The organism is Cupriavidus sp. 10L45 (assembly GCF_056395225.1).
On sequence record NZ_JBFTJC010000010.1, the window covers coordinates 113,979 to 139,057 of the forward strand.

General features: G+C 65.5%; 24 protein-coding genes. 17 read left to right on the forward strand and 7 right to left on the reverse strand.

Annotated features, from left to right (window positions below; genetic code table 11):
* Positions 1 to 151: 151 nt before the first annotated feature.
* The 3 genes from AC1DFU_RS18835 (at position 152) to AC1DFU_RS18845 (ending at position 3,836) form a co-directional block, all read left to right on the forward strand.
* Positions 152 to 2,476: an NADP-dependent malic enzyme gene (locus AC1DFU_RS18835; RefSeq protein ID WP_092298734.1), complete on the forward strand. Its 2,325-nt coding sequence runs from the start codon at positions 152 to 154 to the stop codon at positions 2,474 to 2,476.
* A 359-nt stretch (positions 2,477 to 2,835) separates the two neighbouring features.
* The gene (locus AC1DFU_RS18840) at positions 2,836 to 3,231 is read left to right on the forward strand and encodes a guanyl-specific ribonuclease (protein ID WP_092298737.1); all 396 of its coding nucleotides are present in this window, start codon (positions 2,836 to 2,838) and stop codon (positions 3,229 to 3,231) included.
* Positions 3,228 to 3,836, forward strand: coding sequence for a barstar family protein (locus AC1DFU_RS18845; RefSeq protein WP_092298740.1), 609 nt, complete (start codon positions 3,228 to 3,230; stop codon positions 3,834 to 3,836). The genes AC1DFU_RS18840 and AC1DFU_RS18845 overlap by 4 nt, the downstream gene beginning before the upstream one ends.
* Positions 3,837 to 3,908: 72 nt before the next feature.
* On the opposite strand, the gene AC1DFU_RS18850 is transcribed toward AC1DFU_RS18845, so the two are convergent.
* Genes AC1DFU_RS18850 through AC1DFU_RS18865 form a run of 4 tightly spaced genes read right to left on the reverse strand, consistent with a single transcriptional unit; the run spans position 3,909 to position 6,650 of the window.
* Positions 3,909 to 4,541 (reverse strand): YidB family protein, encoded by a 633-nt coding sequence (locus AC1DFU_RS18850; protein ID WP_092298743.1) that lies wholly within the window; start codon positions 4,539 to 4,541, stop codon positions 3,909 to 3,911.
* Positions 4,542 to 4,567: 26 nt separating this feature from the next.
* Positions 4,568 to 5,320: a 16S rRNA (uracil(1498)-N(3))-methyltransferase gene (locus AC1DFU_RS18855; protein WP_092298746.1), complete on the reverse strand. Its 753-nt coding sequence runs from the start codon at positions 5,318 to 5,320 to the stop codon at positions 4,568 to 4,570.
* 7 nt (positions 5,321 to 5,327) lie between these two features.
* On the reverse strand, positions 5,328 to 5,759 hold the full coding sequence (locus AC1DFU_RS18860) for a VOC family protein (RefSeq protein WP_092298749.1): 432 nt from the start codon (positions 5,757 to 5,759) through the stop codon (positions 5,328 to 5,330).
* A 36-nt stretch (positions 5,760 to 5,795) separates the two neighbouring features.
* Complete coding sequence (locus tag AC1DFU_RS18865; RefSeq protein WP_441592249.1) at positions 5,796 to 6,650, reverse strand: spermine/spermidine synthase domain-containing protein; 855 nt, start codon at positions 6,648 to 6,650, stop codon at positions 5,796 to 5,798.
* 130 nt (positions 6,651 to 6,780) lie between these two features.
* Between AC1DFU_RS18865 and tkt the strand changes: the two genes are divergently transcribed.
* Entirely contained in the window at positions 6,781 to 8,817 is a 2,037-nt protein-coding gene (gene tkt / locus AC1DFU_RS18870) for a transketolase (protein WP_177219983.1), read from the forward strand.
* Between the two features lie 82 nt (positions 8,818 to 8,899).
* Positions 8,900 to 9,898, forward strand: a complete 999-nt coding sequence (gap, locus tag AC1DFU_RS18875) for a type I glyceraldehyde-3-phosphate dehydrogenase (protein WP_092298755.1) — start codon at positions 8,900 to 8,902, stop codon at positions 9,896 to 9,898.
* A gap of 54 nt (positions 9,899 to 9,952) precedes the next feature.
* On the opposite strand, the gene AC1DFU_RS18880 is transcribed toward gap, so the two are convergent.
* Entirely contained in the window at positions 9,953 to 10,564 is a 612-nt protein-coding gene (locus AC1DFU_RS18880) for a flavin reductase family protein (protein ID WP_092298758.1), read from the reverse strand.
* Positions 10,565 to 10,835: 271 nt separating this feature from the next.
* Here AC1DFU_RS18880 and AC1DFU_RS18885 point away from each other — a divergent pair, with 271 nt between their 5' ends.
* From AC1DFU_RS18885 to AC1DFU_RS18895, 3 genes are all read left to right on the forward strand, one after another.
* The gene (locus tag AC1DFU_RS18885) at positions 10,836 to 11,834 is read left to right on the forward strand and encodes a LysR family transcriptional regulator (RefSeq protein WP_092298761.1); all 999 of its coding nucleotides are present in this window, start codon (positions 10,836 to 10,838) and stop codon (positions 11,832 to 11,834) included.
* Between the two features lie 162 nt (positions 11,835 to 11,996).
* Entirely contained in the window at positions 11,997 to 12,479 is a 483-nt protein-coding gene (locus AC1DFU_RS18890) for an Hcp family type VI secretion system effector (RefSeq protein ID WP_441592253.1), read from the forward strand.
* Positions 12,480 to 12,568: 89 nt separating this feature from the next.
* Positions 12,569 to 13,081, forward strand: a complete 513-nt coding sequence (locus AC1DFU_RS18895) for a peptidoglycan recognition protein family protein (RefSeq protein WP_441592255.1) — start codon at positions 12,569 to 12,571, stop codon at positions 13,079 to 13,081.
* A gap of 513 nt (positions 13,082 to 13,594) precedes the next feature.
* On the opposite strand, the gene fur is transcribed toward AC1DFU_RS18895, so the two are convergent.
* The gene (gene fur / locus AC1DFU_RS18900) at positions 13,595 to 14,026 is read right to left on the reverse strand and encodes a ferric iron uptake transcriptional regulator (protein WP_092298769.1); all 432 of its coding nucleotides are present in this window, start codon (positions 14,024 to 14,026) and stop codon (positions 13,595 to 13,597) included.
* 127 nt (positions 14,027 to 14,153) lie between these two features.
* Between fur and AC1DFU_RS18905 the strand changes: the two genes are divergently transcribed.
* The 9 genes from AC1DFU_RS18905 (at position 14,154) to AC1DFU_RS18945 (ending at position 23,984) form a co-directional block, all read left to right on the forward strand.
* Entirely contained in the window at positions 14,154 to 14,789 is a 636-nt protein-coding gene (locus tag AC1DFU_RS18905) for an outer membrane protein assembly factor BamE (RefSeq protein ID WP_092298771.1), read from the forward strand.
* A gap of 95 nt (positions 14,790 to 14,884) precedes the next feature.
* A complete protein-coding gene (dapB, locus tag AC1DFU_RS18910) occupies positions 14,885 to 15,682 on the forward strand; it encodes a 4-hydroxy-tetrahydrodipicolinate reductase (protein ID WP_092298774.1) in 798 nt (265 codons plus the stop codon).
* Between the two features lie 183 nt (positions 15,683 to 15,865).
* Positions 15,866 to 18,487 carry a leucine--tRNA ligase gene (gene leuS, locus AC1DFU_RS18915; RefSeq protein WP_441592257.1) on the forward strand — a complete coding sequence of 874 codons (2,622 nt, stop codon included), beginning with the start codon at positions 15,866 to 15,868 and terminating at the stop codon, positions 18,485 to 18,487.
* Positions 18,488 to 18,516: 29 nt separating this feature from the next.
* Positions 18,517 to 19,023, forward strand: coding sequence for an LPS-assembly lipoprotein LptE (locus tag AC1DFU_RS18920; protein ID WP_441592259.1), 507 nt, complete (start codon positions 18,517 to 18,519; stop codon positions 19,021 to 19,023).
* A 28-nt stretch (positions 19,024 to 19,051) separates the two neighbouring features.
* Positions 19,052 to 20,122 carry a DNA polymerase III subunit delta gene (gene holA / locus AC1DFU_RS18925; RefSeq protein ID WP_092298784.1) on the forward strand — a complete coding sequence of 357 codons (1,071 nt, stop codon included), beginning with the start codon at positions 19,052 to 19,054 and terminating at the stop codon, positions 20,120 to 20,122.
* A gap of 100 nt (positions 20,123 to 20,222) precedes the next feature.
* On the forward strand, positions 20,223 to 21,503 hold the full coding sequence (locus AC1DFU_RS18930; protein ID WP_441592261.1) for a glutamate-5-semialdehyde dehydrogenase: 1,281 nt from the start codon (positions 20,223 to 20,225) through the stop codon (positions 21,501 to 21,503).
* Positions 21,504 to 21,552: 49 nt separating this feature from the next.
* Positions 21,553 to 21,975 (forward strand): CopD family protein, encoded by a 423-nt coding sequence (locus tag AC1DFU_RS18935; RefSeq protein WP_441592263.1) that lies wholly within the window; start codon positions 21,553 to 21,555, stop codon positions 21,973 to 21,975.
* Positions 21,976 to 22,023: 48 nt separating this feature from the next.
* Entirely contained in the window at positions 22,024 to 22,629 is a 606-nt protein-coding gene (locus tag AC1DFU_RS18940) for a 2-hydroxychromene-2-carboxylate isomerase (protein ID WP_092298793.1), read from the forward strand.
* A gap of 80 nt (positions 22,630 to 22,709) precedes the next feature.
* The gene (locus AC1DFU_RS18945; protein WP_092298796.1) at positions 22,710 to 23,984 is read left to right on the forward strand and encodes a THUMP domain-containing class I SAM-dependent RNA methyltransferase; all 1,275 of its coding nucleotides are present in this window, start codon (positions 22,710 to 22,712) and stop codon (positions 23,982 to 23,984) included.
* A 22-nt stretch (positions 23,985 to 24,006) separates the two neighbouring features.
* Here the strand turns inward: AC1DFU_RS18945 and AC1DFU_RS18950 are convergent, their stop codons facing one another.
* A complete protein-coding gene (locus tag AC1DFU_RS18950; protein ID WP_092298799.1) occupies positions 24,007 to 25,056 on the reverse strand; it encodes a response regulator in 1,050 nt (349 codons plus the stop codon).
* Positions 25,057 to 25,079 lie beyond the last annotated feature (23 nt).

The following is a 25,079-nucleotide window of genomic DNA, read 5'->3' on the forward strand; positions in this document are numbered from 1 at the left end:
CAAAGCTGCCCCGCGCAAAACGCTTATTGTGAAATAATATTTCACAATATAAAATGCGCAGTTCAAAAAGCAGAGACAGCGGGTACGTGGAGCCGGCCCGCTCGGTTTTCCGCGAATTTCAGTGCGGCTCCACCGATCGGAAGATGCGCAGATGACCAGTCCTCAGCAGTCCCCGTCCCAAGACGATCTGAAACAACAGCAGCGTGAGGCGCTGCGCAAGGCCGCGCTCGAGTATCACGAGTTTCCGACCCCGGGCAAGATCTCCGTCACCCCGACCAAGCCGCTCTCGAACCAGCGCGACCTGGCCCTGGCCTATTCGCCAGGCGTTGCCGCCGCTTGCGAGGAGATCGTTGCCGATCCGGCCAATTCCTTCCGCTACACCGCGCGTGGCAACCTCGTTGCCGTGATCACCAACGGCACGGCCGTGCTGGGCCTGGGCGACATCGGCGCTGCAGCCTCGAAGCCGGTCATGGAAGGCAAGGCCGGCCTGTTCAAGAAATTCGCCGGTATCGATGTGTTTGACATCGAGATCGACGAAAAAGACCCGCAGAAGCTGGTCGATATCATCGCCTCGCTCGAGCCGACCTTCGGCGGCATCAACCTTGAGGACATCAAGGCGCCGGAATGCTTCTACGTGGAGCGCACGCTGCGTGAGCGGATGAAGATTCCCGTCTTCCACGACGACCAGCACGGCACCGCCATCGTGGTGGGCGCGGCGGTCATCAACGGCCTGAAGGTGGTGGGCAAGGACATCTCCGAGGTCAAGCTGGTCGCCTCGGGCGCCGGCGCGGCCGCGCTGGCCTGCCTGGACCTGCTGGTGGACCTGGGCCTGCCCATCGAAAACATCTGGGTGACCGATCTGGTCGGCGTGGTCTACGAAGGCCGTACCGAGCTGATGGACCCGGAAAAGGCGCGTTTCTCGCAGAAGACCGACAAGCGCAAGCTGGCCGAAGTCATCGATGGCGCCGACATCTTCCTGGGCCTGTCCGCTGCCGGCGTGCTGAAGCAGGACATGGTCCAGCGCATGGCCGACAAGCCGCTGGTGCTGGCACTCGCCAATCCGAATCCGGAAATCATGCCGGAGCTGGTCAAGGAAGTGCGTCCGGACGCCGTGATCGCCACGGGCCGTACCGACTACCCGAACCAGGTCAACAACGTCCTCTGCTTCCCGTTCATCTTCCGCGGCGCGCTCGATTGCGGCGCCACGACGATCACGCGTGAAATGGAAGTGGCCGCCGCGCACGCCGTGGCCGAACTGGCGCGCCAGGAACAGAGCGACATCGTGGCGACGGCCTACGGCATCCAGGACCTGTCCTTCGGTCCGGAATACCTGATCCCGAAGCCGTTCGATCCGCGCCTGATCGTCAAGATCGCCCCGGCCGTGGCCGAGGCCGCCGCCAAGTCCGGCGTGGCCGCGCGTCCGATCGAGGACATGGACGCCTACCGCCTCCAGCTCCAGCAGTTCGTGTACCACTCGGGCACGCTGATGAAGCCGATCTACGCGGCAGCGCGCAAGGTCGAGATGGAGAAGAAGCGCATCGTTTTCGCCGAGGGCGAGGAAGAGCGCGTGCTGCGCGCAGTGCAGGTCATCGTCGACGAAAAGCTGGCCAACCCGATCCTGATCGGTCGTCCGGCCGTGCTGACGCACCGCATCGAGCGCTTCGGCCTGCGTCTGCGCATGGGCGTGGACTTCACCGTGGTCAACCCCGAGCACGACGAGCGTTTCCGGGATTATTCGGAAAGCTACTACAAGATGATGGCGCGCGAGGGCATCACCCAGCAGTACGCCAAGCTGGAGATGCGCCGCCGTACGACGCTGATCGGCGCCATGCTGGTCAAGAAGGGCGAGGCCGATGGCATGATCTGCGGCACGGTCAGCACCACGGCCGCGCACCTGCGCTACATCGACCAGGTGCTGGGCGGCACGAACAAGGTCTACGCGGCCATGAACGGGCTGGTCCTGCCGGGCCGCCAGATCTTCCTGGTGGACACCCACGTCAACATCGACCCGACCGCCGAGGAACTGGCCGAGATCACGATGATGGCGGCGGAAGAACTCAAGCGCTTCGGTATCGAGCCGAAGGTGGGCCTGCTGTCGCATTCGAACTTCGGTACGTCCGAGGCGCCTTCGGCACGCAAGATGCGCGATACGCTCGCCATCCTGCGCGAACGCGCACCGGAACTCGAGGTGGATGGCGAGATGCACGGCGACAGCGCGCTCGACCAGAAGCTGCGTGATTCGCTGGTGCCGGACGGCGCGCTGGTGGGCGAGGCCAACCTGCTGGTGTGCCCGAATATCGACGCAGCCAACATCTCGTACAACCTGCTCAAGGTGGCGGCGGGCAATAACGTGGCCATCGGCCCGATCCTGCTCGGCGTGAAGGAGCCGGTGCACATCCTGACGCCGTCGGCCACGGTGCGGCGTATCGTCAACATGACCTCGCTGGTCGTGGTGGATGCGGCGGCCAAGCGCTGAAGTCGGGTATTTGCCACGCGGTATCAGGAAAGCCGGGTTCGCCCGGCTTTTTTCATGCAGCCGTTCGGGGCATCGTATGCAAGGTTAGTATGCGCCCACATCCAAATAACATATTGAAACAATTGAAGATTTCCGGCGCGGCGGCGCGCAGGGATTGATTATTGGTGGACATGCGCGTAACCTTACGCCTTTGAATGCAGGCGCTCGTCCCGGGCGCGCCGGTGCCCGCGAGCAGGTTTCGCGCGCCGGAATGACCGTCCAACCAATATTTCGATAACGTGGGATCCAGGATTTCCCCGAACCAGACGCAGCGGCAGTCACTTTGGCAGTCCCTGAGCCTGGCACGACGCCTGGGCCATGTGTTGGCGGGCGCGGCGCTGTCGGTGGCCATCGCCACCGGTGCGCAGGTTGCGGTGGCTCGGCAGGCGACGCAGGATCTGGGCGCCAGCATCGACGGCATGGCGGGAACCATCGCCACGCAGCAGTTGCCCAACGATGCGCGCCAGACACTGGAGCGCATCGAGTCCGGCGGGCCGTTTCCGTTCGACAAGGATGGTTCGCGGTTCGGTAATTACGAACGCATCCTGCCGCAGCAGCCGCGCGGGTATTACCGCGAATACACCGTCAAGAACAGCAACACCAAAAGCCGGAATCGGGGAGCCAGGCGGATCGTTTGTGGTGGGGATCAGCGCGCCGCCAACGACTGCTATTACACGGAAGACCACTACAACAGTTTCAAACGGATAACCAAATGATGACTGACATTTTCGGATTGGGCGACGCCCTTGCCGCCCGCGAGGAGCGCGGCGCCGGAGATGGCTGGCAACGGGCCCACCATCAGGCCCAGAACCTTTATGACAACGTGCTCATGATGCCCCGACAGGAGCTCACGCACAGACTTCCGCCCGCATGCGCGCCCGCCATGGTGACCTGGGCCGACGACGGCACCAGCGAGGGAGCCATGAACCTGTTCAAGACGGTGCGTCCGAACATCGTCCAGTCGATTCGCGCGTTCCGCGTGCCTGAGCTGGCCCACGCGGCCGCCGCGCTGAACCAGCATTTCCTGTACGCCAATTGCGCCCATTGCGCGAGCAAGGCGGAGATCCTTGAGACGATTGCCACGGAATTCACCTTCCCGAAGCATTTCGGCAAGAATTTCGATGCGCTGTCTGATTGCCTGACGGACATGATCCACAAGGCCGGCCCGCAGCCGGGCTTCGTGATCGTGCTGGAAGGACTGCCGATTGCGCAGAAATTCGACAAGGAAGGGCGTGAGGTGCTGCTCGACGTCTTCCGCGACGCGGCCGAGTTCTGGGCCGAGCGCAAGGTCCAGTTCCGGGTGTTCTACTCATTCGCCTGAAGCCGCCTGCTGAATAAGAAATGCCCGCTGTTGCAGCGGGCATTTTCTTTTTGCAGGTTCGGACGGGGCAGGTCAGGCCGATGGCGGCAACTGGCCGTTCGGCGTGAGCCGGTCGATCAGCTCGGGCAGGCCCTCGCTGAGGCTGGCCGCCACGTCGTCCTGCGACATGCCCGTGGTTTCCGCCAGCGATTGCAGCGCGCCGCTGCCGCCGAGTGCGCCGCTCAGGTCCGCCGGGCTGACCGGCTCGTTGGCGCCGCCGCCAATCCACGAATCCACCTGCTGGCCGAGACCGGCCTGCGAGAGCATGTCGCGGAGCGCGCCGATGCCGCCCGTGGCCGCACCCATTGCCTGCGCGCTGCCGGTGGCCTCGCCCTGGCCGCCCAGCAGGCCGCCGAGCAGCGAGCCGAGGTCCATGCCGCCGGGCGCCGGCGCGCTGCCACCGCCCAGCATGCCGCCGAGCATCCCGCCCAATCCTCCAAGTCCACCCAGTCCGCCAAGCCCGCCCGCCGCGCCCGGATCGCTCGCGTCGGCCGGCGCCACGCTGCCATCGGCGCCCTGTGTCTTGTTGCGCATCGCCATCATGGCCAGCAGGCCGAGCGCGATCATCAGCTTCGGATTCATGCCGCCCCCGCCGGGCTGGCCATCTTCGCGTTGCCCGCCCAGTTGGCCGAGCACGCCGCCCAGCACGCTATCGAGTAGTCCCATCATCGACTCCTTTGGAGTTTGGAAGGTCAGAATCCGCCAAGTACGGCGTTCAGGGCCGCCAGGCAGGTCAGCCCGGCGGTTTCGGTACGAAGGATGCGCGGCCCCAGCGACACGCCCGTGAATCCGGCGCGGATCGCCGCCGCCTCTTCCTCGGGAGATAGCCCGCCTTCGGGGCCGATCACCAGCGTTACGCCCTGTTCGCGCCAGGCATCGCGGTGCGCGGCGGCCAACTCGGGCAGCGACGCCGACGCGCGTGGCGAAAGCAGCAGCCGCGGCGCACCTCCAGCCGGTTGGGCCGATGCCGCCAGCCACGCTTCCAAGGTAGCCAGCGGCGCCACGTCCGGCAAGCGGTTCCGTCCGCATTGCTCGCACGCGGCCTGCACAAGGGCCTGCCAGTGCGCCTGGCGGCGCGCGGCGCGGTCGCCCGACAGCCGCACGACCGAGCGCGCAGCCTGCAGGGGCTGGATCTCGGTGACGCCGAGTTCGACGGCTTTCTCGATCAGCCAGTCCATCTTGTCGCCGCCGGCCAGCCCCTGCGCCAGCGTCACGCGGTAGGGCAGTTCGGCCTCGGCCGGGTCGTGGCCGGCCACCTGCGCGGTGGCGTGCCGCTTGCCGATGTCCGCCAGCGTGGCCGCGTGGCTGCCGCCGCGGCCGTCGAACAGCGTGATGGCGTCGCCCGGGGCGAGGCGCAGCACCTGGATGTGACGCACCACGGCGTCGGGCAAGTCGAGCACGGCATCGGCAGTCAGTGCCGAGTCAATGAAAAAGCGAGGGGGCATCAGTCAGTCAGGAGTTGGCGGGCGCCTTGGCCGGGTCGAGGCGGGTGGCGAAGCCCCAGCGGTAGCCATCCGGGTCTTCGACCATGCAGTAGCGGTCGCCCCAGAACTGGTCGGCGGGCGGCATCACGCTGATGGCGCCGGCGGCGAGGGCCTGGGCGTAGATGGCGTCCACGTCGCCACAGTAGACATAGAAGGTCTGCGGGGCCTCCACGCCGAGCGAGCGCGGCGTGCGGGCGGTGCTGCCCCAGGCGCCTTCAGGCGCGAACATGACCACGAGTTCGCCCTGGTAGTGCATCTCGGCGTGGGTCGGCACGCCGTTTTCGTCGAGCACATGGCCGGCGGTGAAGCCGAACGCGCGGCTGTAGAAGTCGAGCGCGGCGCGACCACTGGCCACCGTGAGGTACGGGGTCAGCCAGGGCGTGTTGGACGGTCTGGGCATGATGGTCTCCGGATGGGCAGGCGTTTCCGGTGCATGTTACTTGGAGCCGCCGGCGCTGTCGAAGATCGCCTGCAGATGGCGCGGGTGCGTGAACAGCGTCGGATGGAGATCGGCGTGGTAGCAGCGCAGCGCGGACGCAAGCTGCCACTGGCGCAGGCGCGCGGCGATCTGGCTCGCGGGGCAGGCGGCGATGTCGAGTGCGTCGCTGGTCAGCGCGATCCCCCACAGCGCGCCGTAGGCCGGGATGAACGTGGCGAGCGGCGCCACATGGGCGAATAGTTCGCGCAGGCGCGCCAGCAGCAGCCGGGCTGTGTCGGGCCGGTGCAGCGGCGGGCCGAGGTGGATCGACATCGCCCCGCCCGGCGCCAGGCAGCGGCGCGCGGCCTGCAGGCCGTGGAGGGAGAAGAGTGCGGTGGCCGGGCTGCCATCGTCGGCTTCGGTCAGATCGAAGACGATCAGGTCGAAGCGCCGGCCGGCACGGCCGAAGGCTTCCATCAGCCCGAGCGCGTCGCCGATGGCGATGTGCAGGCGCGGATCGTCGGGCTTGCTGGGCGCACTCAGGGCGCCCTGATGGATGCCCGGCAGCCATTCGCGCGCCAGGCGGACCACCTCGGCGTCCAGTTCGGCCACCAGCACCTCGCGGATCGTGGGAATGCGCAGCAGTTCGAAGGCCGAGCCGCCGTCACCGCCGCCCACCACCAGCGCACTGCGCGGGCTGCCGTGCGCCGCGGCCATGGGATGGACCATCAATTCATGCTGGATCCAGGCGTCCGCTTCGGTGCTCATCACGCGGCCATCGAGCCGGAAGATGCGGCCAAATTGGGCGCTGTCGCCAATTTCGATCTGTTGATGGGCGGAACGTGACGCCGCAACCACATGGATATCGCCCAATGTGGCGCCTACGCCGGGTGCCAGCCATTCGGTCCAGCTTTGACGACCCCTTCGAGCCGTGCCCGGGCGTCCGGAAATACCCTCTGCTTCTGCTAAAATTGCGGTTTTCCCGCGCTCAGGTTCTCGCCGCATGTCTGCCCTCGCCCATCCCGCCACCAGCCCTTTCGCCTCGCAGCCCGCCAAATTGATGGCGGACGCCATCCGCGTGCTTGCCATGGACGCCGTCCAGCAAGCCAATTCCGGTCACCCCGGTGCACCGATGGGCATGGCGGATATCGCCGTGGCGCTCTGGGGCCGGCACCTGAAGCATAACCCCACGAACCCGCACTGGCCCGACCGCGACCGCTTCGTGCTGTCCAACGGCCACGGCTCGATGCTGGTCTACGCGCTGCTGCACCTGACCGGCTACGACCTGCCGATCGAGGAACTGCGCAACTTCCGACAACTGCACAGCAAGACCGCCGGCCACCCCGAGTACGGCATCACGCCGGGCGTGGAAACCACCACCGGCCCGCTGGGCCAGGGCATCACCAACGCGGTGGGCATGGCGCTGGCCGAGCGCCTGCTGGGCGAGGAATTCAACCGCCCCGGCTACGACATCGTCAACCATCACACCTATGTGTTCCTGGGCGATGGCTGCCTGATGGAAGGCATCAGCCACGAAGCCTGCTCGCTGGCCGGCACGCTCAAGCTGAACAAGCTGATTGCGATGTGGGATGACAACGGCATCTCGATCGACGGCGACGTGGTGCACTGGTTCGCCGACGACACCCCGAAGCGCTTCGAAGCCTACGGCTGGAACGTGATCCGTGGCGTGGACGGCCATGACGTGGTGGCCGTGGACAACGCCATCGCGCAGGCCAAGGCCAGCGACAAGCCGACCCTGATCTGCTGCCGTACGATCATCGGCAAGGGTGCCCCGAACAAGCAAGGCGGCCACGACGTGCACGGCGCCCCGCTGGGCGGTGCCGAAGTGCTGGCCACGCGCGAGGCGCTGGGCTGGACGCACGCCCCGTTCGAACTCCCGCAGGACGCCTACACCGCCTGGGACGCCAAGACCAACGGCAACGCGCTGGAGCGCGCCTGGAACGCGCTGTTCGAGTCGTACGCCGAAGTGCATCCGTATGAAGCCGGCGAATTCACGCGCCGTATGCGCGGCGAGCTGCCGGGCGCATTCGACGCCGCCGTGGACGCCTTCATCGCCAAGTGCGAGGAAAAGGCCGAAACGATCGCCACGCGCAAGGCCAGCCAGAACACCATCGAGGCCTTCGGCCCGGTGCTGCCCGAATTCCTGGGCGGCTCGGCCGACCTGACCGGCTCGAACCTGACCAACTGGTCGGGCAGCCAGGCCGTGCGCGTGGACGCCTGGGGCAACCACATCAACTACGGTGTGCGCGAGTTCGGCATGAGCGCCATCATGAACGGCATCACGCTGCATGGCGGCTACATCCCCTACGGCGCCACGTTCCTGACTTTCTCGGACTACAGCCGCAACGCGCTGCGCATGGCCGCGCTGATGCGGATCCGCTCGCTGTTCGTGTTCACGCACGATTCCATCGGCCTGGGCGAAGACGGCCCGACCCACCAGTCGATCGAGCACGTGGCCAGCCTGCGCCTGATTCCGAACATGGATGTCTGGCGTACCGCCGACACCACCGAGACCGCCGTGGCCTGGGCCGAGGCGATCCGCCGCGAGAACGGCCCGAGCTGCCTGATCTTCAGCCGCCAGAACCTGCCGTTCCAGCGCCGCGATGACGTCACGCGCGCCAATATCGCACGCGGCGGCTATGTGCTGCGCGATGGCACCAACCCGCGCACCAAGCGTCCGGACGCGGTGATCCTGGCCACGGGCTCCGAAGTGGGCCTGGCCGTGGGCGCCGCCGAGCAGCTGGCTGCCGATGGCGTGCACGTGCGCGTGGTATCGGTGCCGGCGACGACCGTGTTCGACAAGCAGGACGCCGCCTACAAGGTCAGCGTGCTGCCGGCTGGCGTGCCGCGCGTGGCAGTGGAGGCCGGCGTCAGCGACTTCTGGTGGAAGTACCAGGTCCAGGCGGTGGTCGGCATCGACACCTTCGGCGAATCCGCCCCGGCCGGCGTGCTGTTCAAGCACTTCGGCTTCACGGTGGAAAACGTCGCCGATACCGTGCGCGCCACGCTCGCCCAGTAATTCCCGCCCGCGCGGCAGCCGGTGCGACGCGCCGGTTGCGGCGCCGGCCCCGCTTTCATCGATCGCACTCTAGGAGATAGACATGACCATCAAGATCGGCATCAACGGCTTCGGCCGCATCGGGCGCATGGTGTTCCGTGCCGCCGTGGCCAACTTCAAGGACGTTGAAGTGGTCGCCATCAACGACCTGCTCGAGCCCGATTACCTGGCCTATATGCTCAAGTACGACTCGGTGCACGGCCGCTTTGACGGCGAAGTGGCCGTGGACGGCAACACGCTGGTCGTGAACGGCAAGAAAATTCGCCTGACCGCCGTGAAGGACCCGGCCGAGCTGAAGTGGGGCGAGGTGGGCGCGGACGTGGTCATCGAATCGACCGGCATCTTCCTGACCAAGGAAGGCGCACAGAAGCACATCGACGCGGGCGCGAAGAAGGTGATCATGTCGGCGCCGTCGAAGGACGACACTCCGATGTTCGTGTACGGCGTGAACCACGCCTCGTACAAGGGCGAGGCGATCATCTCGAACGCCAGCTGCACGACGAACTGCCTGGCCCCGGTGGCCAAGGTGCTGAACGACAAGTGGGGCATCAAGCGCGGCCTGATGACCACGGTGCACGCCGCCACGGCAACGCAGAAGACCGTCGACGGCCCGTCGAACAAGGACTGGCGCGGTGGCCGCGGCATCCTGGAAAACATCATCCCTTCGTCGACTGGCGCTGCCAAGGCCGTGGGCGTGGTGATTCCGCAGCTGAACAAGAAGCTGACCGGCATGTCGTTCCGCGTGCCGACCTCGGATGTGTCCGTGGTCGACCTGACCGTCGAACTCGAAAAGTCGGCAACTTACGATGAAATCTGCGCCGAAATGAAGGCACAGAGCCAGGGCGCGCTGAAGGGCGTGCTGGGCTACACCGAAGACAAGGTCGTGGCGACGGATTTCCGTGGCGACGCGCGCACCTCGATCTTCGACGCCGAAGCCGGCATCGCGCTGGATGGCACCTTCATCAAGGTCGTGAGCTGGTACGACAACGAGTGGGGCTATTCGAACAAGTGCCTGGAAATGGCACGCGTGGTGGCCAAGTAATCGTCGCAGGCTGGACGAAGTACGATAAAAAACGCGCCTTCGGGCGCGTTTTTTTTATGGCTGCGAGGCGAGTGGCGGTAGCGGCTGGGCGTCGACGCCGTCGCCATCGACAATGAAATGGCCGCCGGCCACATGGTGGATGGTGCGCAGTGCATCGTGGCCGGCAAAGTGCCAGCGGCCCTCGCTGAACACGCGGCCGTCGGCATGCGCGGCCACCACTTCGCCGAGGAACAGGTCATAGCCGGCCTGGATGGCAGGTTCCGGCAGCAGCCGGCATTCGAGCCACGCGGCACAGCCCTCGAGCAACGGCGCACCGACGACATCGCCCTGGAAAGTCTGCAGTCCGTAGGCGGCGAACTTGTCGATCCCTTGCTGCTCGGAGATGGCCAGGCCAGAACTGGAGCCGAGGGCTTGCGTGACATCCACCTGGCTCACCGTCGGCACGTGCAGCGCGAATTCACCGCTGGCCTCGAGCAGTTGGCGCGTCCACGTGGCTTTGTCGAGCACCACGGCCACCTTCGGCGGTGCGAAGTCCAGCGGCATGGCCCAGGCCGCCGCCATGATGTTGCGCTGGCCGCCATGCGCGGCGCTGACCAGCACGGTCGGGCCATGGTTGAGCAGCCGGTAGGCTTTGGCGAGTTCGACGGGAAGGCGGTGGGACGTCATGGCGCGAAATCGGACGATTCTGAGTGAAAGATGCGGGCTTCCGCTCACTATACGCCGTCGGCGCAAAGGCTACCGGGGCGTCTTTTGACATTATCTGTCGCTATCCAGTCAAATCCCGCCCAATCCGAGCCCTCGTAGTGCGAGAAATGATGAATTTGCTTTTCCCGGTAGTTTTTTTCTCTTACACTCGGAAGAATCTGTTGAACTCTGATGTGCAGCCAGTGAAAGTGGTGGGGCCATCTAAGCGTGGGCATAACAACCGGGCCTGATCATGGTGAATGTGGATACCAAGCTGCTGGTGATTTTCACCGAGCTGCTGAGCAAGCGAAACGCCACATATGTGGCGGAAAAGATGCATATGACCGCACCTGCGGTCTCGCATTCGCTTGGCCGCCTGCGCGAGATCTTCGACGATCCTCTTTTTATCCGCGTGCCTCACGGCCTGACGCCGACGCCGCGCGCGCTGGAACTGGGCCCCAAGATCCGCGACATGCTGGATCTCTGGTCGTCCATCAATGAAGGTGAAGTCGACGACTTCGACCCGGCTATCGCGACCGGCACCTTGAATATCGGCTTTGCCGCCGAACTGGGCGACACGGTCTTCAATCGTTTCATTCTCCGTATCAAGCAGATGGCGCCGGAACTGCACATCCGGCTGGTCGAATCCCATTCGTGGGAATCGGACGTCGCTTCGATGCGCGCCAATGAGCTGGACCTCGCATTTTCGCCATTCCCGACCCGGCATCCGGAGATCGTCGAGGAGATGGTGACGTCGTTGAACCTCTGGGTTTGCGCCCGCAAGGACCACCCGCTGCTCAAGACCGATTTGACGCTTGAGCAATACCTCGATTGCAGCCATATCTTCATGGCGCACTCGGGCGGCGCCGGCCGTCCGGCTCCGTCGCTGATTCCGCTCGATTACGCCCTGCAGCAACGAGGCCTCAAGCGGAATGCGACGCTGACGGTACATTCGTGGCGTGCTCAGGCCGAACTGGCTGCCCAGACCGACATGATCTTCACGGTCAACGCGCTGACCAAGGACATGGCCTGCGAGACCTACGGCCTCAAGGCTTTCCCGCTACCAGCTGAACTCAACACGCTGCTGGGCCTGAACATGTTCTGGCACCGCAGCCGCAACACGCACCCCATGCTGGTATGGGCGCGTGGCCTGTTCCGGCAAGTGGTAGCCGAGTTCGTCGGCGTCCAGGCCGTCACCCCGCGCGGCCTGCGCGTGGTGGAAGAACAGGATCAGGATATTCCGCAGCCGTAATCGGACTCTGCAGCAAGCGGTTAAACGACTCGGGCGCCTTGTGCGCCCGAGTCGTTTTTATTTGTGCCATCGCAAAGTGCCAGCAGTTTCGGACATGTCTCATATCCGGCCAGGTGATGCCCTGCTAGCGTCGCCATTCGCAACCAACCCAGGGAGCAATGAATGGCGCAGGACATTTTCTTGAACCTCAGCGGCATCGCGGGCGAGTCCATCGACGCGACGCATTCTGGTGATATCGAAGTGCTCGAGTGGGCGTGGTCCGTCAGGCAGCCCGCAAACATGCACGCGGGCAGCGGGGGCGGGGCCGGCAAGTGCACCGTCGAGGATCTGACGTTTGACCACTATACGGATCGGGCCTCGCCCAATCTTGTCCAGTACTGCCTCACCGGCAAGCATATTGCCCGCGCCATCCTCGTCATGAGAAAGGCGGGCGGATCACCACTCGAATATCTGAAGATGACGATGGAGGACGTGCTGGTCACGCAGGTGGCTCCCGTCTACTACAACACCATGCGCGTGCCGAGGGAGCGCGTGGCGCTGTCGTTTTCGCGATTCCGGCAGGAGTATGTCGTGCAGAACGCGGGTGGCGGTAGTGCGGGGACGATAGGGGTGGGGTACGACGTCAAGGCCAATGCGGTGATTTGAGGAGAGGTCATGTTGCTTATATCGAAGAGCGGCATCGTTGACGCCGAGCGGGTCAAGGTGAAGATCTTTCCGGATTGGAGAGAACCCCCATGCTCAAGGTCAACGGGATAGTGGTCCACCAAACGAACTCTTCCACATCGGGCAGTACGTTCGCGCATTATCAGAAGGCGGGAGCGCATGGCGCGCATTTTCTGATCGACAAGGATGGGACGATATACCAGACCGCATCCGTGTATAAGCGTACCAACCATGTTGGCTGGCTTAAATCACGCTGCCTGGAAACCAGCCAGTGTGCGCCTGCCGAATTTCGGGATGCGCAGAGAATCAAGGGGATCAAGAAGCTCTCCGCGTATGAGCACAAGAAAGAGTCTCCAGCGCGATATCCGGGCAACAATGACTCAATCGGAATTGAAATCGTTGGCCGGGAAATCGGTAAAGTCGAGGGATATGAGGCCGTCAACGAAGCGCAAAATAGATCGTTGCGTTGGCTAGTCAGGGAGCTCGCCGAAACGTTGGGAGTGTCGATGCGCGAAGTGCACAAGCACCCCGACATATCCTACAAAAAGCCGTCGGAAGCGAGGTCGGCGAAATGGCAGGACTGAGAAACGCCGCACTAGCGCTATGTCTCTTGAGTGGGCTAGCAACTCATTCTTACGCTAGAGATGTTAAGAAGGTCGTTGTGGAGAGCGTCGGCCTGAGCGATATAGAGGGGGTTGCCGAGGAGGCCTGCAAAGCGTTTAAGCCAACCGCTTCTCAGATCCGGGCGTATTTCTCAAGAGCTTATCCAGTTGACGGATTCTGGTCGACTAATAAATTCTATTCTCCGTGCCATGCGAAAGGCTCTGTGGAATTTTCCGACGGAAATGCGGGGCGGTGGATCCTGACGTCCAGTGGCATCGCCGAGTTGACGTGGAACCTAAGCGGGCGGGTAGTGCTATATCACGAGAAAAATGGGTGGAGCGACCCATTTCGAGGCATGTACGATGGGCCGGAGCAATAGCGCGGCCGAGGGGAGGCGAGGGGGCAACGACTCGATCTAGCCTCCCAAATAAAAAAAACCGGCGCCGAGGCGCCGGTTTTTGTTGCCTTCTCGCTGGGCCGTGGCCCGCGGCGGCTTATCGTTTGGGTCTGTGGGGACAGTCGTTCTTGGTGCAGTTGCCGTACAGCGACAATGCGTGTTCCTGCAGTGCAAAGCCGCGCTCGCGCGCAATGCTTTGCTGGCGTTGCTCGATGTCGGAGTCGAAGAATTCCTCGACCCGGCCGCAATCGAGGCACACCAGGTGATCATGGTGCTTGCCTTCGTTGAGTTCGAAGATCGCCTTGCCTGATTCGAAGTTGTTGCGCGACAGCAGACCCGCCTGCTCGAATTGGGTCAGGACGCGATATACCGTGGCGAGACCGATATCCATGTGCTCGTTGAGCAGGATGCGGTACACGTCTTCGGCGCTCAGGTGGCGCTGTTCACTGGTCTGGAAGATCTCGAGGATCTTGAGGCGGGGGACGGTCGCCTTCAGGCCGATGTTTTTGAGGTCCGCCGGACTCGGCATAGGCGTGACTCCCTAGAGTACAATGTCTGGATAGTTGAATCATAAGGGTTTTGGCGACAAAAGTCGCCCCGGTGCCACGGCCTGTACCGGACCCGGCACTATCCTTTCCCGTCTGAAAGCGAGATCCATGCGTTCATTCCGTACGACCGCCATGCGCCTGCCGCTGGTGTCTTCCCTGCTGGCGGCCGCCGTGCTGGCCGGCGCCTGCTCGGCCTATGACAGCACGTCGCGCAAGGTGGCCGACGCCATCACGCCGTATCGTATCAATATCGTACAGGGCAATTTCGTCTCGCGTGAGGCAGCGTCGCAGTTGCGCGAAGGCATGACGCGCGATCAGGTCCGCTTCCTGCTGGGCACGCCGCTCTTGACCGACGTTTTCCACGGCAATCGCTGGGACTACGTGTTCTCGTTCCGCCGCGGCAGCACGCCAGTCGTGCAGCAGCGCCGCTACACGGTGTTCTTCGATGGCGACAAGCTGGTCAAGTTTGGCGGGGACGAACTGCCGTCCGAATATGAGCTGATCGCCGAAATCGACGGGATGAAGGCAGCCCTGCGCAACCAGACGCCGGGCAAGATCGTGACGAGTTCGAGCAGCGCACCGGCTGACGCCCCGGCCACGCCGGCACCGGCCGCACCGGCAGGCGCTGCCGATAGTGCCGCCCCCGTGCCGCCGACCGCCGCGCCGGCCCCCGAAGCCGCCCCGGCTCCGGCCACCCCGCCAGCCACGCCCACGCCCGACACGTCCGCCAAACCGGCAAGCTGACCGGCACGCGGCCCGTTGCGGGCCGCGCCCGGACGCCATGCCGCCTCGCCGCCCCGGCCGGGCGGCGCCCCTTCCCCCGACATCGCACAATCACCATGAATATTGCAATCGCAGGCGCTTCCGGCCGCATGGGCCGCATGCTCATCGAACATGTGCTGAATACCGACGGCGTGACGCTGACCGGCGCGCTCGACGTGCCCGGCGCCGCCGCGCTGGGCCAGGATGCCGGGCTATTCCTGGGCCGCGCCACGGGTGTGACGATTTCGTCCGATGTGGACGCCGTACTCGGCGCCGCCGACTGCCTGATCGACTTCACGCGCCCCGAAGGCACGCTGGCCCACGTGGCGGCGGCGCGCCGGCTCGGCAAGAAGATGGTGATCGGCACCACGGGCTTCGACGCCGCCGGCAAGCAGGCGCTGGCGGACGCTGCCAAGTCGATCGCCATCGTCTTCGCCGCGAACATGAGCGTGGGGGTGAACGCCACCTTCAAGCTGCTGGAAGTGGCGGCAAAGCTACTTTCGACCGGCTATGACATCGAGATCATCGAAGCCCACCATCGTCATAAAGTGGACGCGCCATCGGGCACGGCGCTGGCCATGGGCGAGGTGGTTGCCGGCGCGCTGGGCCGCAGCCTGGACGATTGCGCCGTCTACGCCCGCGAAGGCCATACCGGCCCGCGCGACGCCAACAGCATCGGCTTTGCCACCGTGCGCGGCGGCGATATCGTCGGCGATCACACCGTGATGTTCGCCGGCATTGGCGAGCGCATCGAGATCAGCCACAAGTCGTCGAGCCGCCAGTCGTACGCCGATGGCGCCGTGCGCGCGGCGCGCTTCCTGGCCGACAAGCCGGCCGGCCTGTTCGACATGCAGGACGTGCTGGGCCTGAAGTAAGCCCGGCACACGCCAAAAATTGCCGAAAATGGCCCGCCGCGTGGCCATTTTCAGACTTTTCGCCGTCCGTGGCGGGTGTCCGCCACGGTTATAATCGGCTCTTTCGCAAATCGGTCCGCCCGGCACCCCAGGTGCGCGCGGAACGCCGTCCCCGATCCGACGTCCTGATCCGTCGTACCAAACATGCAAGACAAATATCTTCCTTCCGCCGTTGAACAAGCCGCCCAGCAGCACTGGCAGGCCACCGAAGCCTACAAGGTGGCCGAGCACGCTGTGGGTCCCGACGGGAAGGAGAAGTCGAAGTTCTACGCCTGCTCGATGCTGCCGTACCCGTCGGGCAAGCTGCACATGGGTCACGTGCGGAACTACACGATCAACGACGTAATGGCGCGCTACCTGCGCATGAACGGCCACAACGTGCTGATGCCGATGGGCTGGGACGCGTTCGGCATGCCGGCCGAGAACGCCGCGCTGAACAACCACGTGGCGCCAGCCGCCTGGACCTACGACAACATCGCTTACATGAAGAAGCAGATGCAGTCGATGGGCCTGGCGATCGACTGGTCGCGCGAGGTGGCAACCTGCAGCCCGGACTACTACCGCTGGAACCAGTGGCTGTTCCTGAAGATGCTGGAAAAGGGCATCGCCTACCGCAAGACCGGCACGGTCAACTGGGACCCCGTGGACCAGACCGTGCTGGCGAACGAGCAGGTCATCGACGGGCGCGGCTGGCGCTCGGGCGCGGTGGTGGAAAAGCGCGAAATTCCGATGTATTACCTGCGGATTACCGATTATGCGGACGAGTTGCTCGGTGATCTGGATGCGCTGGGCTGGCCCGAGCGCGTCAAGGTCATGCAGCAGAACTGGATCGGCAAGAGCACCGGCGTGCGCTTCGCGTTCCCGCACAAGATTTCGGGCGCGGACGGCAAGCTCGTCAATGACGGCAAGCTGTACGTGTTCACGACCCGTGCCGACACGATCATGGGCGTGACGTTCTGCGCCGTGGCCGCCGAGCACCCGCTGGCTACCCTGGCCGCGGCGAACAACCCGACGCTGGCCGCCTTCATCGACGAATGCAAGCATGGTTCGGTCATGGAAGCCGACATGGCGACCATGGAGAAGAAGGGCATGCCGACCGGGCTCCAGGTCGAGCACCCGCTGACCGGCGAGCCGGTGGACGTCTGGGTCGGCAACTATGTGCTGATGAGCTACGGCGACGGCGCCGTGATGGGCGTGCCGGCGCACGACGAGCGCGACTTCGCGTTCGCGAACAAGTACCAGCTGGCGATCCGGCAGGTGGTGGACGTCAAGGCCCAGCCGTTCTCCACCGAAGCGTGGCAGGAATGGTACGGCGACAAGGAAGCCGGCAAGCTGGTCCACAGCGGCAAGTACGATGGCCTGGGCTATCAGGCCGCGGTGGACGCCATCGCGGCCGACCTCGCCGCCAAGGGCCTGGGCGAGAAGAAGGTGACCTGGCGCCTGCGCGACTGGGGCATCTCGCGCCAGCGCTACTGGGGCACGCCGATCCCGTTGATCCATTGCGATGCCTGCGGCGTGGTGCCGGTGCCCGAGCAGGACCTGCCCGTGGTGCTGCCGGAAGACCTCGTGCCGGACGGCACCGGCAACCCGCTGAACAAGGACCCGCGCTTCCTGAACTGCACGTGCCCGTCCTGCGGCAAGCCCGCGCGCCGCGAGACCGACACGATGGATACCTTCATCGACTCGTGCTGGTACTACATGCGCTACACGTGCCCGGACGCCCCGACGATGGTCGACGCCCGCAACGACTACTGGATGCCGATGGACCAGTACATCGGCGGCATCGAGCACGCGATCCTGCATTTGCTGTACGCCCGCTTCTGGACCAAGGTCATGCGCGATATGGGCCTGGTCAAGTTCAGCGAGCCGTTCACGAACCTGCTGACGCAGGGGATGGTGCTCAACGAGACCTATTACCGCGAGGACGCCTCCGGCAAGAAGCACTGGTACAACCCGGCCGAGGTGGACGTGCGGACCGACGAGCGCGGCCGCCCGCTGGGTGCCACGCTGAAGGCGGACGGCCAGCCGGTGGTGATCGGCGGCGTGGAGAAGATGTCGAAGTCGAAGAACAACGGCATCGATCCGCAGGCGCTGATCGACCAGTACGGCGCCGACACGGCGCGCCTGTTCGTCATGTTCGCCGCGCCGCCCGAGCAGCAGCTCGAGTGGAGCGGTTCGGGCGTGGAAGGCGCGTCGCGCTTCCTGCGCCGCGTGTGGAACTTCGCCCATGCCAACGCCCAGGCGATTCGCGATGGTGCCGGCACGGCGTGCACGGCCGATGACGCCGCGCTGCGCCGCGACCTCCACGGCGTGCTGAAGCAAGCGAATTACGATTACCAGCGCATCCAGTACAACACCGTGGTCTCGGCCACGATGAAGATGCTGAACGCGCTGGAAGACGCCAAGGGCGCCTCGCCGGCCGCGCGCCGCGAGGGCTTCGGCATCCTGCTGCGCGTGCTGTACCCGGTAGTGCCGCACGTTACGCACGCGCTGTGGCAGGAGCTGGGCTACGCCGAGCAGGGCGGCGACCTGCTGGACGCCGCCTGGCCGCAGGTGGACGAAGCCGCGCTGGTGCGTAGCGAGATCGAACTGGTGCTCCAGGTGAACGGCAAGGTCCGTGGCAGCCTGACGGTGCCGGCCGATGCCGATCGCGCCGCCATCGAGGCCACGGCCGCCGCGAGCGAGATTGTGGCGAAGTTCGCCGCCGGCGCCGCGCCCAAGAAGATCGTGGTTGTGCCGGGCCGACTCGTCAACGTGGTGCTCTGAGGCGCCCGGAAACAAGGGAATTGCGAAGCATGGACGGAATCAACACAGGACGTCGCAGGGTGCTGGCCGCGATGGCGGCAGCCGGCTTGCTGGCCGGCTGCGGCTTTCACATGCGCGGCAACGCCGACTTCGCGTTCAAGCGACTCTATATTGGGCTTCCGGCCAATTCGCTGATGGGATCGGACCTGCGCCGCAACATCCGCAATGGCTCGGACACGCAGATCGTCGATGATCTGAAGGAAGCCGACGCGATTCTCGATGTGCTGGGTGACACCCGCGGCAAGTCGATCCTGTCGATCACGACCGAGGGCGTGGTGCGCGAATACCGGTTGTCGCAGCGGTTCAGCTTCCGCCTGCGCGACCCGGCCGGCAAGGAACTGATTCCGCCGTCGCAACTGGTCCTGACCCGCGACCTGACCTACAACGAAGCCAACACGCTGGCCAAGGACTACGAGGAGCAGCAGCTCTATCGCGACATGCAGCGCGATATCGTCCAGCAGCTGATGCGCCGCCTGGCCTCGGTCAAGGCCATCTGAGAGCGGCTAGACTCCGCCCCGCACCGCGATGCAACTGAAGCTCGACGGACTCGACGCGCACCTGAAGCAGGCCCAGGCCAAGGGCATGGCGCCGCTGTACGTCGTGCATGGCGACGAACACCTGCTGGTGCTCGAAGCGGTAGACCGGCTGCGCCGCACCGCGCGCGAGGCCGGTTTTTCCGAGCGGGACGTCCTCGTGGCGGAGCGCGGCTTCCACTGGAGCCAGCTGGTCGAGGCCCAGCAGTCGATGTCGCTGTTCGGCGACCGGAAAATCGTGGAATTGCGGATCCCGACCGGCAAGCCCGGCAAGGATGGCGGCGAGGCGCTGCGCGCCGTGGCGGCCCAGCCGTCGCCGGACGTGGTGATGCTCGTCACGCTGCCCCGGCTTGATTTCGCCACATCCAAGTCAGCGTGGTTCCAGGCGCTGGAGTCCGCCGGGGTATCGATCAAGGTCGATGCCGTGGACCGCACGCGGCTGCCGGCCTGGGTTGGCGAGCGGCTGGGATTGCAGCAGCAGCGCGTGGAACCGGGCGAGGCCGGGCGCCGCGCGCTCCAGTTCATCGCCGACAAGGTGGAAGGCAACCTGCTCGCCGCCCACCAGGAAATCCAGAAGCTCGGCCTGCTGTACCCGCCCGGCGTGCTTACCTTCGACCAGGTGCACGACGCGGTGCTCAATGTGGCCCGTTACGACGTCTTCAAGCTGTCCGAGGCGATGCTCGGCGGCGACGTGCCGCGCCTCACGCGCATGCTCGAAGGGCTGCGCGGCGAGGGCGAGGCCACGGTGCTGGTGCTCTGGGCGCTGACCGAGGAAATTCGCGTATTATCCAAAGTCCGGCAAGGGCTGGCGGCCGGCAAGCCGGCGGGCGTGCTGATGCGCGAATTGCGCGTCTGGGGCCCACGCGAGCGGCTGGTGCCGCAGGCCGCGCAGCGGTTGGCGCTGCCGCAGCTGGAAGCCGCGCTGGCCATGGCCGCCCGGCTGGACCGGCAGGTCAAGGGCCTGTCCGACCTGCCAGGCGCAGGCGGCCTGGGCGGCAGCCTCCCGGCCGAGCCATGGGATGGCCTGCTGCAACTGGCGCTGATGATCGCGCGCCCGGCCTGAGTTTCCGATCGACCGGTCGCCTGACCTACCCGCACGACACCGGCCCCCGGGCCCCCGAGACACTACTACGCAGTCGAGCCAGGAACGCCTGGACACCATCATGACCGAGTTCGATCTCAACGCTTACATGGACCGCGTTGGCCAGCAGGCCCGCGCGGCGTCGCGCGCGATGGCGCGGGCCACCACGGCCGACAAGAACCGCGCGCTGCTGACCATCGCCGCCGCCATCCGCCGGGATGCCGACAAGCTCAAGGCCGTGAATGCGCGCGATGTGGAGCGTGCCCGGGCCAACGGCCAGGACGCCGCGTTCGTGGACCGCCTGACGCTGTCCGACAAGGCCATCGACACGATGGCGGCCGGGCTGGGGCAGATCGCCGCGCTGGCGGACCCGATCGGCGAGATCACCAATATGAAGTTCCGCCCGACCGGCATCCAGGTCGGTCAGATGCGCGTACCGCTGGGCGTGATCGGCATCATCTATGAGTCGCGCCCGAACGTGACCATCGACGCCGCGGCACTGTGCCTGAAGTCCGGCAACGCCACGATCCTGCGCGGCGGCTCCGAAGCCATCGAGTCGAACACGGCACTGGCCGCGCTGGTGGCGGAAGGGCTGTCGTCGGCCGGGCTGCCGGCCGAGGCCGTGCAGGTCATCGAGACCACCGACCGCGCCGCCGTGGGCCGGCTGATCACGATGACCGAATACGTCGATGTGATCGTGCCGCGCGGCGGCAAGAGCCTGATCGCGCGCCTGATGGAAGAGGCGCGCGTGCCGATGATCAAGCACCTGGACGGCATCTGCCACGTCTACATCGACACCGATGCGGACCTGGACAAGGCCATCCGCGTGGCCGACAACGCCAAGACGCAGCGCTACGCGCCGTGCAACACGATGGAAACGCTGCTGGTGTCGCGCTACATCGCCGCCGCCGTGCTGCCGCCGTTGGCCAGCATCTATCAGGAGAAAGGCGTGGAGCTGCGCGTCTGCGCCGCCACGCGCGCCACGCTGGAAGCGGCCGGCTTCGGCAAGCTGGTCGATGCCACCGAGGAGGACTGGCGCCTCGAATACCTGGCGCCGGTGCTGGCCATCCGCACCGTGGACGGGCTCGACGCGGCCATCGACCATATCAATACCTATGGCTCGGCCCACACCGATTCGATCATCACCGAGAACTACACCGCCGGCATGCGATTCCTGCGCGAGGTGGATTCGGCCAGCGTGATGATCAACGCCTCCACGCGCTTCGCCGATGGTTTCGAATACGGCCTGGGCGCGGAGATCGGCATTTCCAACGACAAGCTCCACGCACGCGGCCCCGTCGGGCTGGAGGGGCTGACTTCGTTGAAATACGTCGTATTCGGGCACGGGGAAATCCGGACCTGAGGATTGCCGGCCACGCTTCTTAAATACGCCAAAACAACGTCCACCACCAATGCTCTGGGTCAAGTCGTTCCATATCGTCTTTGTCGTGTCGTGGTTCGCGGGGCTGTTCTACCTGCCGCGCATCTTCGTCAACCTGGCGATGGAGACCGATCCGGCCGGCGTGCAGCGGCTGCTGCTGATGGCGCGCAAGCTGTTCCGGTTCATGACCATGCTGGCCGTGCCGGCCGTGGTGTTCGGGCTGTGGCTGTACCTCGGCTATGGCATCGGACGCGGCACGGGGCAGGGCTGGATGCACGCCAAGCTGGCGCTGGTGCTGGTGCTGATCGGCTACCACCACGGCTGCGGCGTGCTGTTGCGCAAGTTCGAGCGGGGCGCCAATGCACGCTCGCACACGTTCTATCGATGGTTCAACGAAGTGCCGGTGCTGGTGCTGCTGGCTATCGTGATCCTCGTGGTCGTGAAGCCGTTTTAAGCGATCTACGATTCAGCGTTCTCCCCCAAAGCCTTACATGAGGTCATGATGAGCAAGCAGGTCGAGTACTTCCTGGCGCCGCAGTCCCCGTTTACCTACCTCGGACATGCCCGCTTCGTCGACATCGCCAACCGCCATAACGCCCAGGTGCTGCTGAAGCCGGTGGATCTTGGCAAGGTGTTCGCGGTGTCCGGCGGCGTGCCGCTGGCGCAGCGTCCGCCGCAGCGCCAGGCATACCGGCTGGTGGAACTCGAGCGTTGGAGCCAGTTCCTGAACATGCCGATGCATCTGCATCCGACGTTCTTCCCGGTGTCCGGCGATGCCGCCGCCCGGCTGATCATCGCCGCGCAACTGGCGCACGGCACGGCGCGCGCGCTGGAGTTGACCGGCGCCATCTGCCGGGGCGTGTGGGCGGACCAGCGCAATATCGCCGATGCGGCCACGCTGGCGCTGATCGCGGACGAGGCCGGCCTGGACGGCGCCAATCTGCTCAAGGCCAGCGAGGGTCAGGCCGTGCAGGCCGCCTACGCGCAGAATACGCAGGACGCGCTCTCCGCCAACGTGTACGGCGCCCCGTGGTTCGTGCTGGATGGCCAGCCGTACTGGGGCCAGGACCGCCTCGATTTCCTGGACCGCGCCCTGGCCGCCGACTAGCGGTCCGCCGCGCGGTCCGCTACGCTAGTCTCACTCCCGTCCGCCACGGCGGACGTTTTTGTTTGCAGGATGCTCTTCCCATGACCCAAGCCTTCTTTGCTCCCTGCCCGCGTGGCCTGGAATCCGCCCTTGCCGAGGAACTGCGGGAAATCGCCCAGTATCCGGCCGTGGTGGCCGCCGCGCCGTTCCAGGTGCATCGCGAGGTGCCGGGCGGCGTGCCGTTCTCGGGCGAGATGGCGGCGGCCTATGCCGTCAACCTGCACTCGCGCATCGCCAGCCGCGTGCTGCTGCGCGTGGCGCAGCGCGGCTACCGGCATGAGGACGATGTCTACGCGCTGGCCCGCCAGCAACGCTGGGATCAGTGGTTTTCGCCGGATGAGTCGCTGCGGGTGGACATCACCGCGCACAAGTCACCGCTGCACAGCCTGAACTTCACCGCGCTGCGCGTGAAGGACGGTGTTTGCGATGCCATGCGCGAGGCGCTCGGCGACCGTCCCAGCGTCGATACGGTCAGCCCGGATGTGCGGATTTATGCGCATTTGACCGAGTTCGACTGCACGCTCTACCTCGACACCACCGGCGAGCCGCTGTTCAAGCGCGGCTGGCGCATGGAGAAGGGCGAGGCGCCGCTCAAGGAAAACCTCGCCGCCGGCATCCTGCGGCTGGCGGGATGGGTGCAGGGCCAGACCGACCGCCCGTTCTTTGATCCGATGTGCGGCAGCGGCACGTTCCTGGTGGAGGCGGCGCAGGTGGCGCTGGGCCTCCCGCCGGGCGGGGCGCGGACCTTCGCGTTCGAATGGCTCAAGGGCATGGACAACAAGGCCTGGCAGGCCCTGCGCGCCGATGCGCAACGCGCCAAGGAGGCGGCGGCCAAGGGCGTGGCGGCGCTGGAGATCGCCGGATCGGACATTTCCACGGACATGCTGACCATGGCGGACGCCAACTGGCAGCGCGCCGGGCTGCCGGGCGAGGTGCCCCTGAAGCAGGTGGATGCGCGCTTTGTGCAGCCACCGTTCGCCACGCCGGGCGTGATGCTGATGAATCCGCCCTATGGCGAGCGGATTGCCGTGCGCGGCGAGCAGCGCCGGGGCGCACTGCCCGAGGCCCCGCGCGACGAGGCCGAGGAGGCCGCCGCGAACCAGTTCGCCAGCGCCTTCGCTACCACCTTGAAGCAACACTTCGCGGGCTGGCAGGCGTGGGTGTTCACGGGCGACCTGAGTATGCCGAAGCGCCTGCGGCTCAAGGAATCGCGCCGCACGCCGCTCTACAACGGCAATATCGAATGCCGGCTGTTCCGCTTCGACATGGTGCGCGGCGGCAACCGCAAGGAAGGCGGGGAAGCGCCGAAGGAATAAGGGGGATGCGGGACGGTCAGGCTTATGCCTGCTTGTTCCGGCCCGTCAGCGCCTCGGGGTTGCGGGCGAAATCGCTCAGGAACCCCTGCAGGCTCACCACCGGCTCCTGGAGCAGGTGGCGCGGCAGGTCGAACAGCGCGTAGAAATACTCCTCGCGCCCTTCGCACCGCTCGGCCGGCAGGCAGTATTGCTCCCAGTCGGCGCACGCCGGCGTGTACATGCCGTTGCCGGGCCAGAAGAACGGCACGATGCGGCCTTCGCGCAGCCCTTCGATCAGCGTGGCCGGCGCCTCGTAGGCTTCGGCCGACTCCACCTGGCTCATCAGCCCGGCGCGCGTCTCGATCACCATCAGCGTGGCATGTCCCTGCGCCGTCAGCAGCAGGATGCCCACCGGATTCGGATACAGGTAGTACTCGACGAAGCCATAGCGCGCGGCGGTCTGGCGCACGCGGTCGGCCATCACCGGATCGGACAGGAACGCGTACGAGTGCCGCGTGAGCAGGTCGCGCAGCGTGCGCGAGATCGCCGCGAAATACTGTTGCTGGAGTGCGTCGATTTCCTGGTCGAGCCGCGCCACCATGTTCGGATCGTGCTTCTTCACATAGCGGTCGATCAGCCCATGGTTGAAGCCTTGCACCGCAATGCTTTCGTCGGCGGTGCCGGTCAGCAGGATGGTCTTGCACGGCAGGTCCTGCAGCGCCTGGCAGAACTCGAGGCCATCCATCTGCGGCATCGAGTAGTCCACCACGATCACCCCGGGCTGCATGAAGCGATGGATGTCGTGGACCTGGCGATAGATGCGGTCCACGTCGAGTTGCACGGTGCGCCGCTCGCTCAGGAAGGTCAGGTCGTCGTGGGTCACGCGCACGGGCAGGAAGGCCGGATGCCGGGTGGCATAGGCTTCGCGGATCCATGTCAGTGCCTCGCGCGGGTCGGTGAAGCTCACCACGGCGCGCGACGCGTCCATCTGGAATGCCAGGCTGTCGATAAACGATTTGCTGTCGTCCACCAGCACCGTCAGGACGGGGTGATGGAAGACCGACAGGTTCCTGTCATGCGGGCTGAATGTCATGGTGCGATCTACGCTGCGGCCGG

Excerpts from the sequence above, each read along its gene's own strand:
- AC1DFU_RS18880 (WP_092298758.1), bottom strand. The coding sequence starts at position 10,564 with ATGACGTCCCACCGCCTTCCCGTCGAACTCGCCAAAGCCTACCGGCTG.
- AC1DFU_RS18920 (WP_441592259.1), top strand. The coding sequence starts at position 18,517 with ATGGACGGAATCAACACAGGACGTCGCAGGGTGCTGGCCGCGATGGCG.
- AC1DFU_RS18930 (WP_441592261.1), top strand. The coding sequence starts at position 20,223 with ATGACCGAGTTCGATCTCAACGCTTACATGGACCGCGTTGGCCAGCAG.
- holA (WP_092298784.1), top strand. The coding sequence starts at position 19,052 with ATGCAACTGAAGCTCGACGGACTCGACGCGCACCTGAAGCAGGCCCAG.
- tkt (WP_177219983.1), top strand. The coding sequence starts at position 6,781 with ATGTCTGCCCTCGCCCATCCCGCCACCAGCCCTTTCGCCTCGCAGCCC.
- AC1DFU_RS18850 (WP_092298743.1), bottom strand. The coding sequence starts at position 4,541 with ATGGGACTACTCGATAGCGTGCTGGGCGGCGTGCTCGGCCAACTGGGC.
- AC1DFU_RS18935 (WP_441592263.1), top strand. The coding sequence starts at position 21,553 with ATGCTCTGGGTCAAGTCGTTCCATATCGTCTTTGTCGTGTCGTGGTTC.
- AC1DFU_RS18855 (WP_092298746.1), bottom strand. The coding sequence starts at position 5,320 with ATGCCCCCTCGCTTTTTCATTGACTCGGCACTGACTGCCGATGCCGTG.
- gap (WP_092298755.1), top strand. The coding sequence starts at position 8,900 with ATGACCATCAAGATCGGCATCAACGGCTTCGGCCGCATCGGGCGCATG.
- AC1DFU_RS18885 (WP_092298761.1), top strand. The coding sequence starts at position 10,836 with ATGGTGAATGTGGATACCAAGCTGCTGGTGATTTTCACCGAGCTGCTG.
- leuS (WP_441592257.1), top strand. The coding sequence starts at position 15,866 with ATGCAAGACAAATATCTTCCTTCCGCCGTTGAACAAGCCGCCCAGCAG.
- AC1DFU_RS18890 (WP_441592253.1), top strand. The coding sequence starts at position 11,997 with ATGGCGCAGGACATTTTCTTGAACCTCAGCGGCATCGCGGGCGAGTCC.
- AC1DFU_RS18950 (WP_092298799.1), bottom strand. The coding sequence starts at position 25,056 with ATGACATTCAGCCCGCATGACAGGAACCTGTCGGTCTTCCATCACCCC.
- dapB (WP_092298774.1), top strand. The coding sequence starts at position 14,885 with ATGAATATTGCAATCGCAGGCGCTTCCGGCCGCATGGGCCGCATGCTC.
- AC1DFU_RS18860 (WP_092298749.1), bottom strand. The coding sequence starts at position 5,759 with ATGCCCAGACCGTCCAACACGCCCTGGCTGACCCCGTACCTCACGGTG.
- AC1DFU_RS18945 (WP_092298796.1), top strand. The coding sequence starts at position 22,710 with ATGACCCAAGCCTTCTTTGCTCCCTGCCCGCGTGGCCTGGAATCCGCC.
- AC1DFU_RS18835 (WP_092298734.1), top strand. The coding sequence starts at position 152 with ATGACCAGTCCTCAGCAGTCCCCGTCCCAAGACGATCTGAAACAACAG.
- fur (WP_092298769.1), bottom strand. The coding sequence starts at position 14,026 with ATGCCGAGTCCGGCGGACCTCAAAAACATCGGCCTGAAGGCGACCGTC.
- AC1DFU_RS18905 (WP_092298771.1), top strand. The coding sequence starts at position 14,154 with ATGCGTTCATTCCGTACGACCGCCATGCGCCTGCCGCTGGTGTCTTCC.
- AC1DFU_RS18940 (WP_092298793.1), top strand. The coding sequence starts at position 22,024 with ATGAGCAAGCAGGTCGAGTACTTCCTGGCGCCGCAGTCCCCGTTTACC.
- AC1DFU_RS18895 (WP_441592255.1), top strand. The coding sequence starts at position 12,569 with ATGCTCAAGGTCAACGGGATAGTGGTCCACCAAACGAACTCTTCCACA.
- AC1DFU_RS18845 (WP_092298740.1), top strand. The coding sequence starts at position 3,228 with ATGATGACTGACATTTTCGGATTGGGCGACGCCCTTGCCGCCCGCGAG.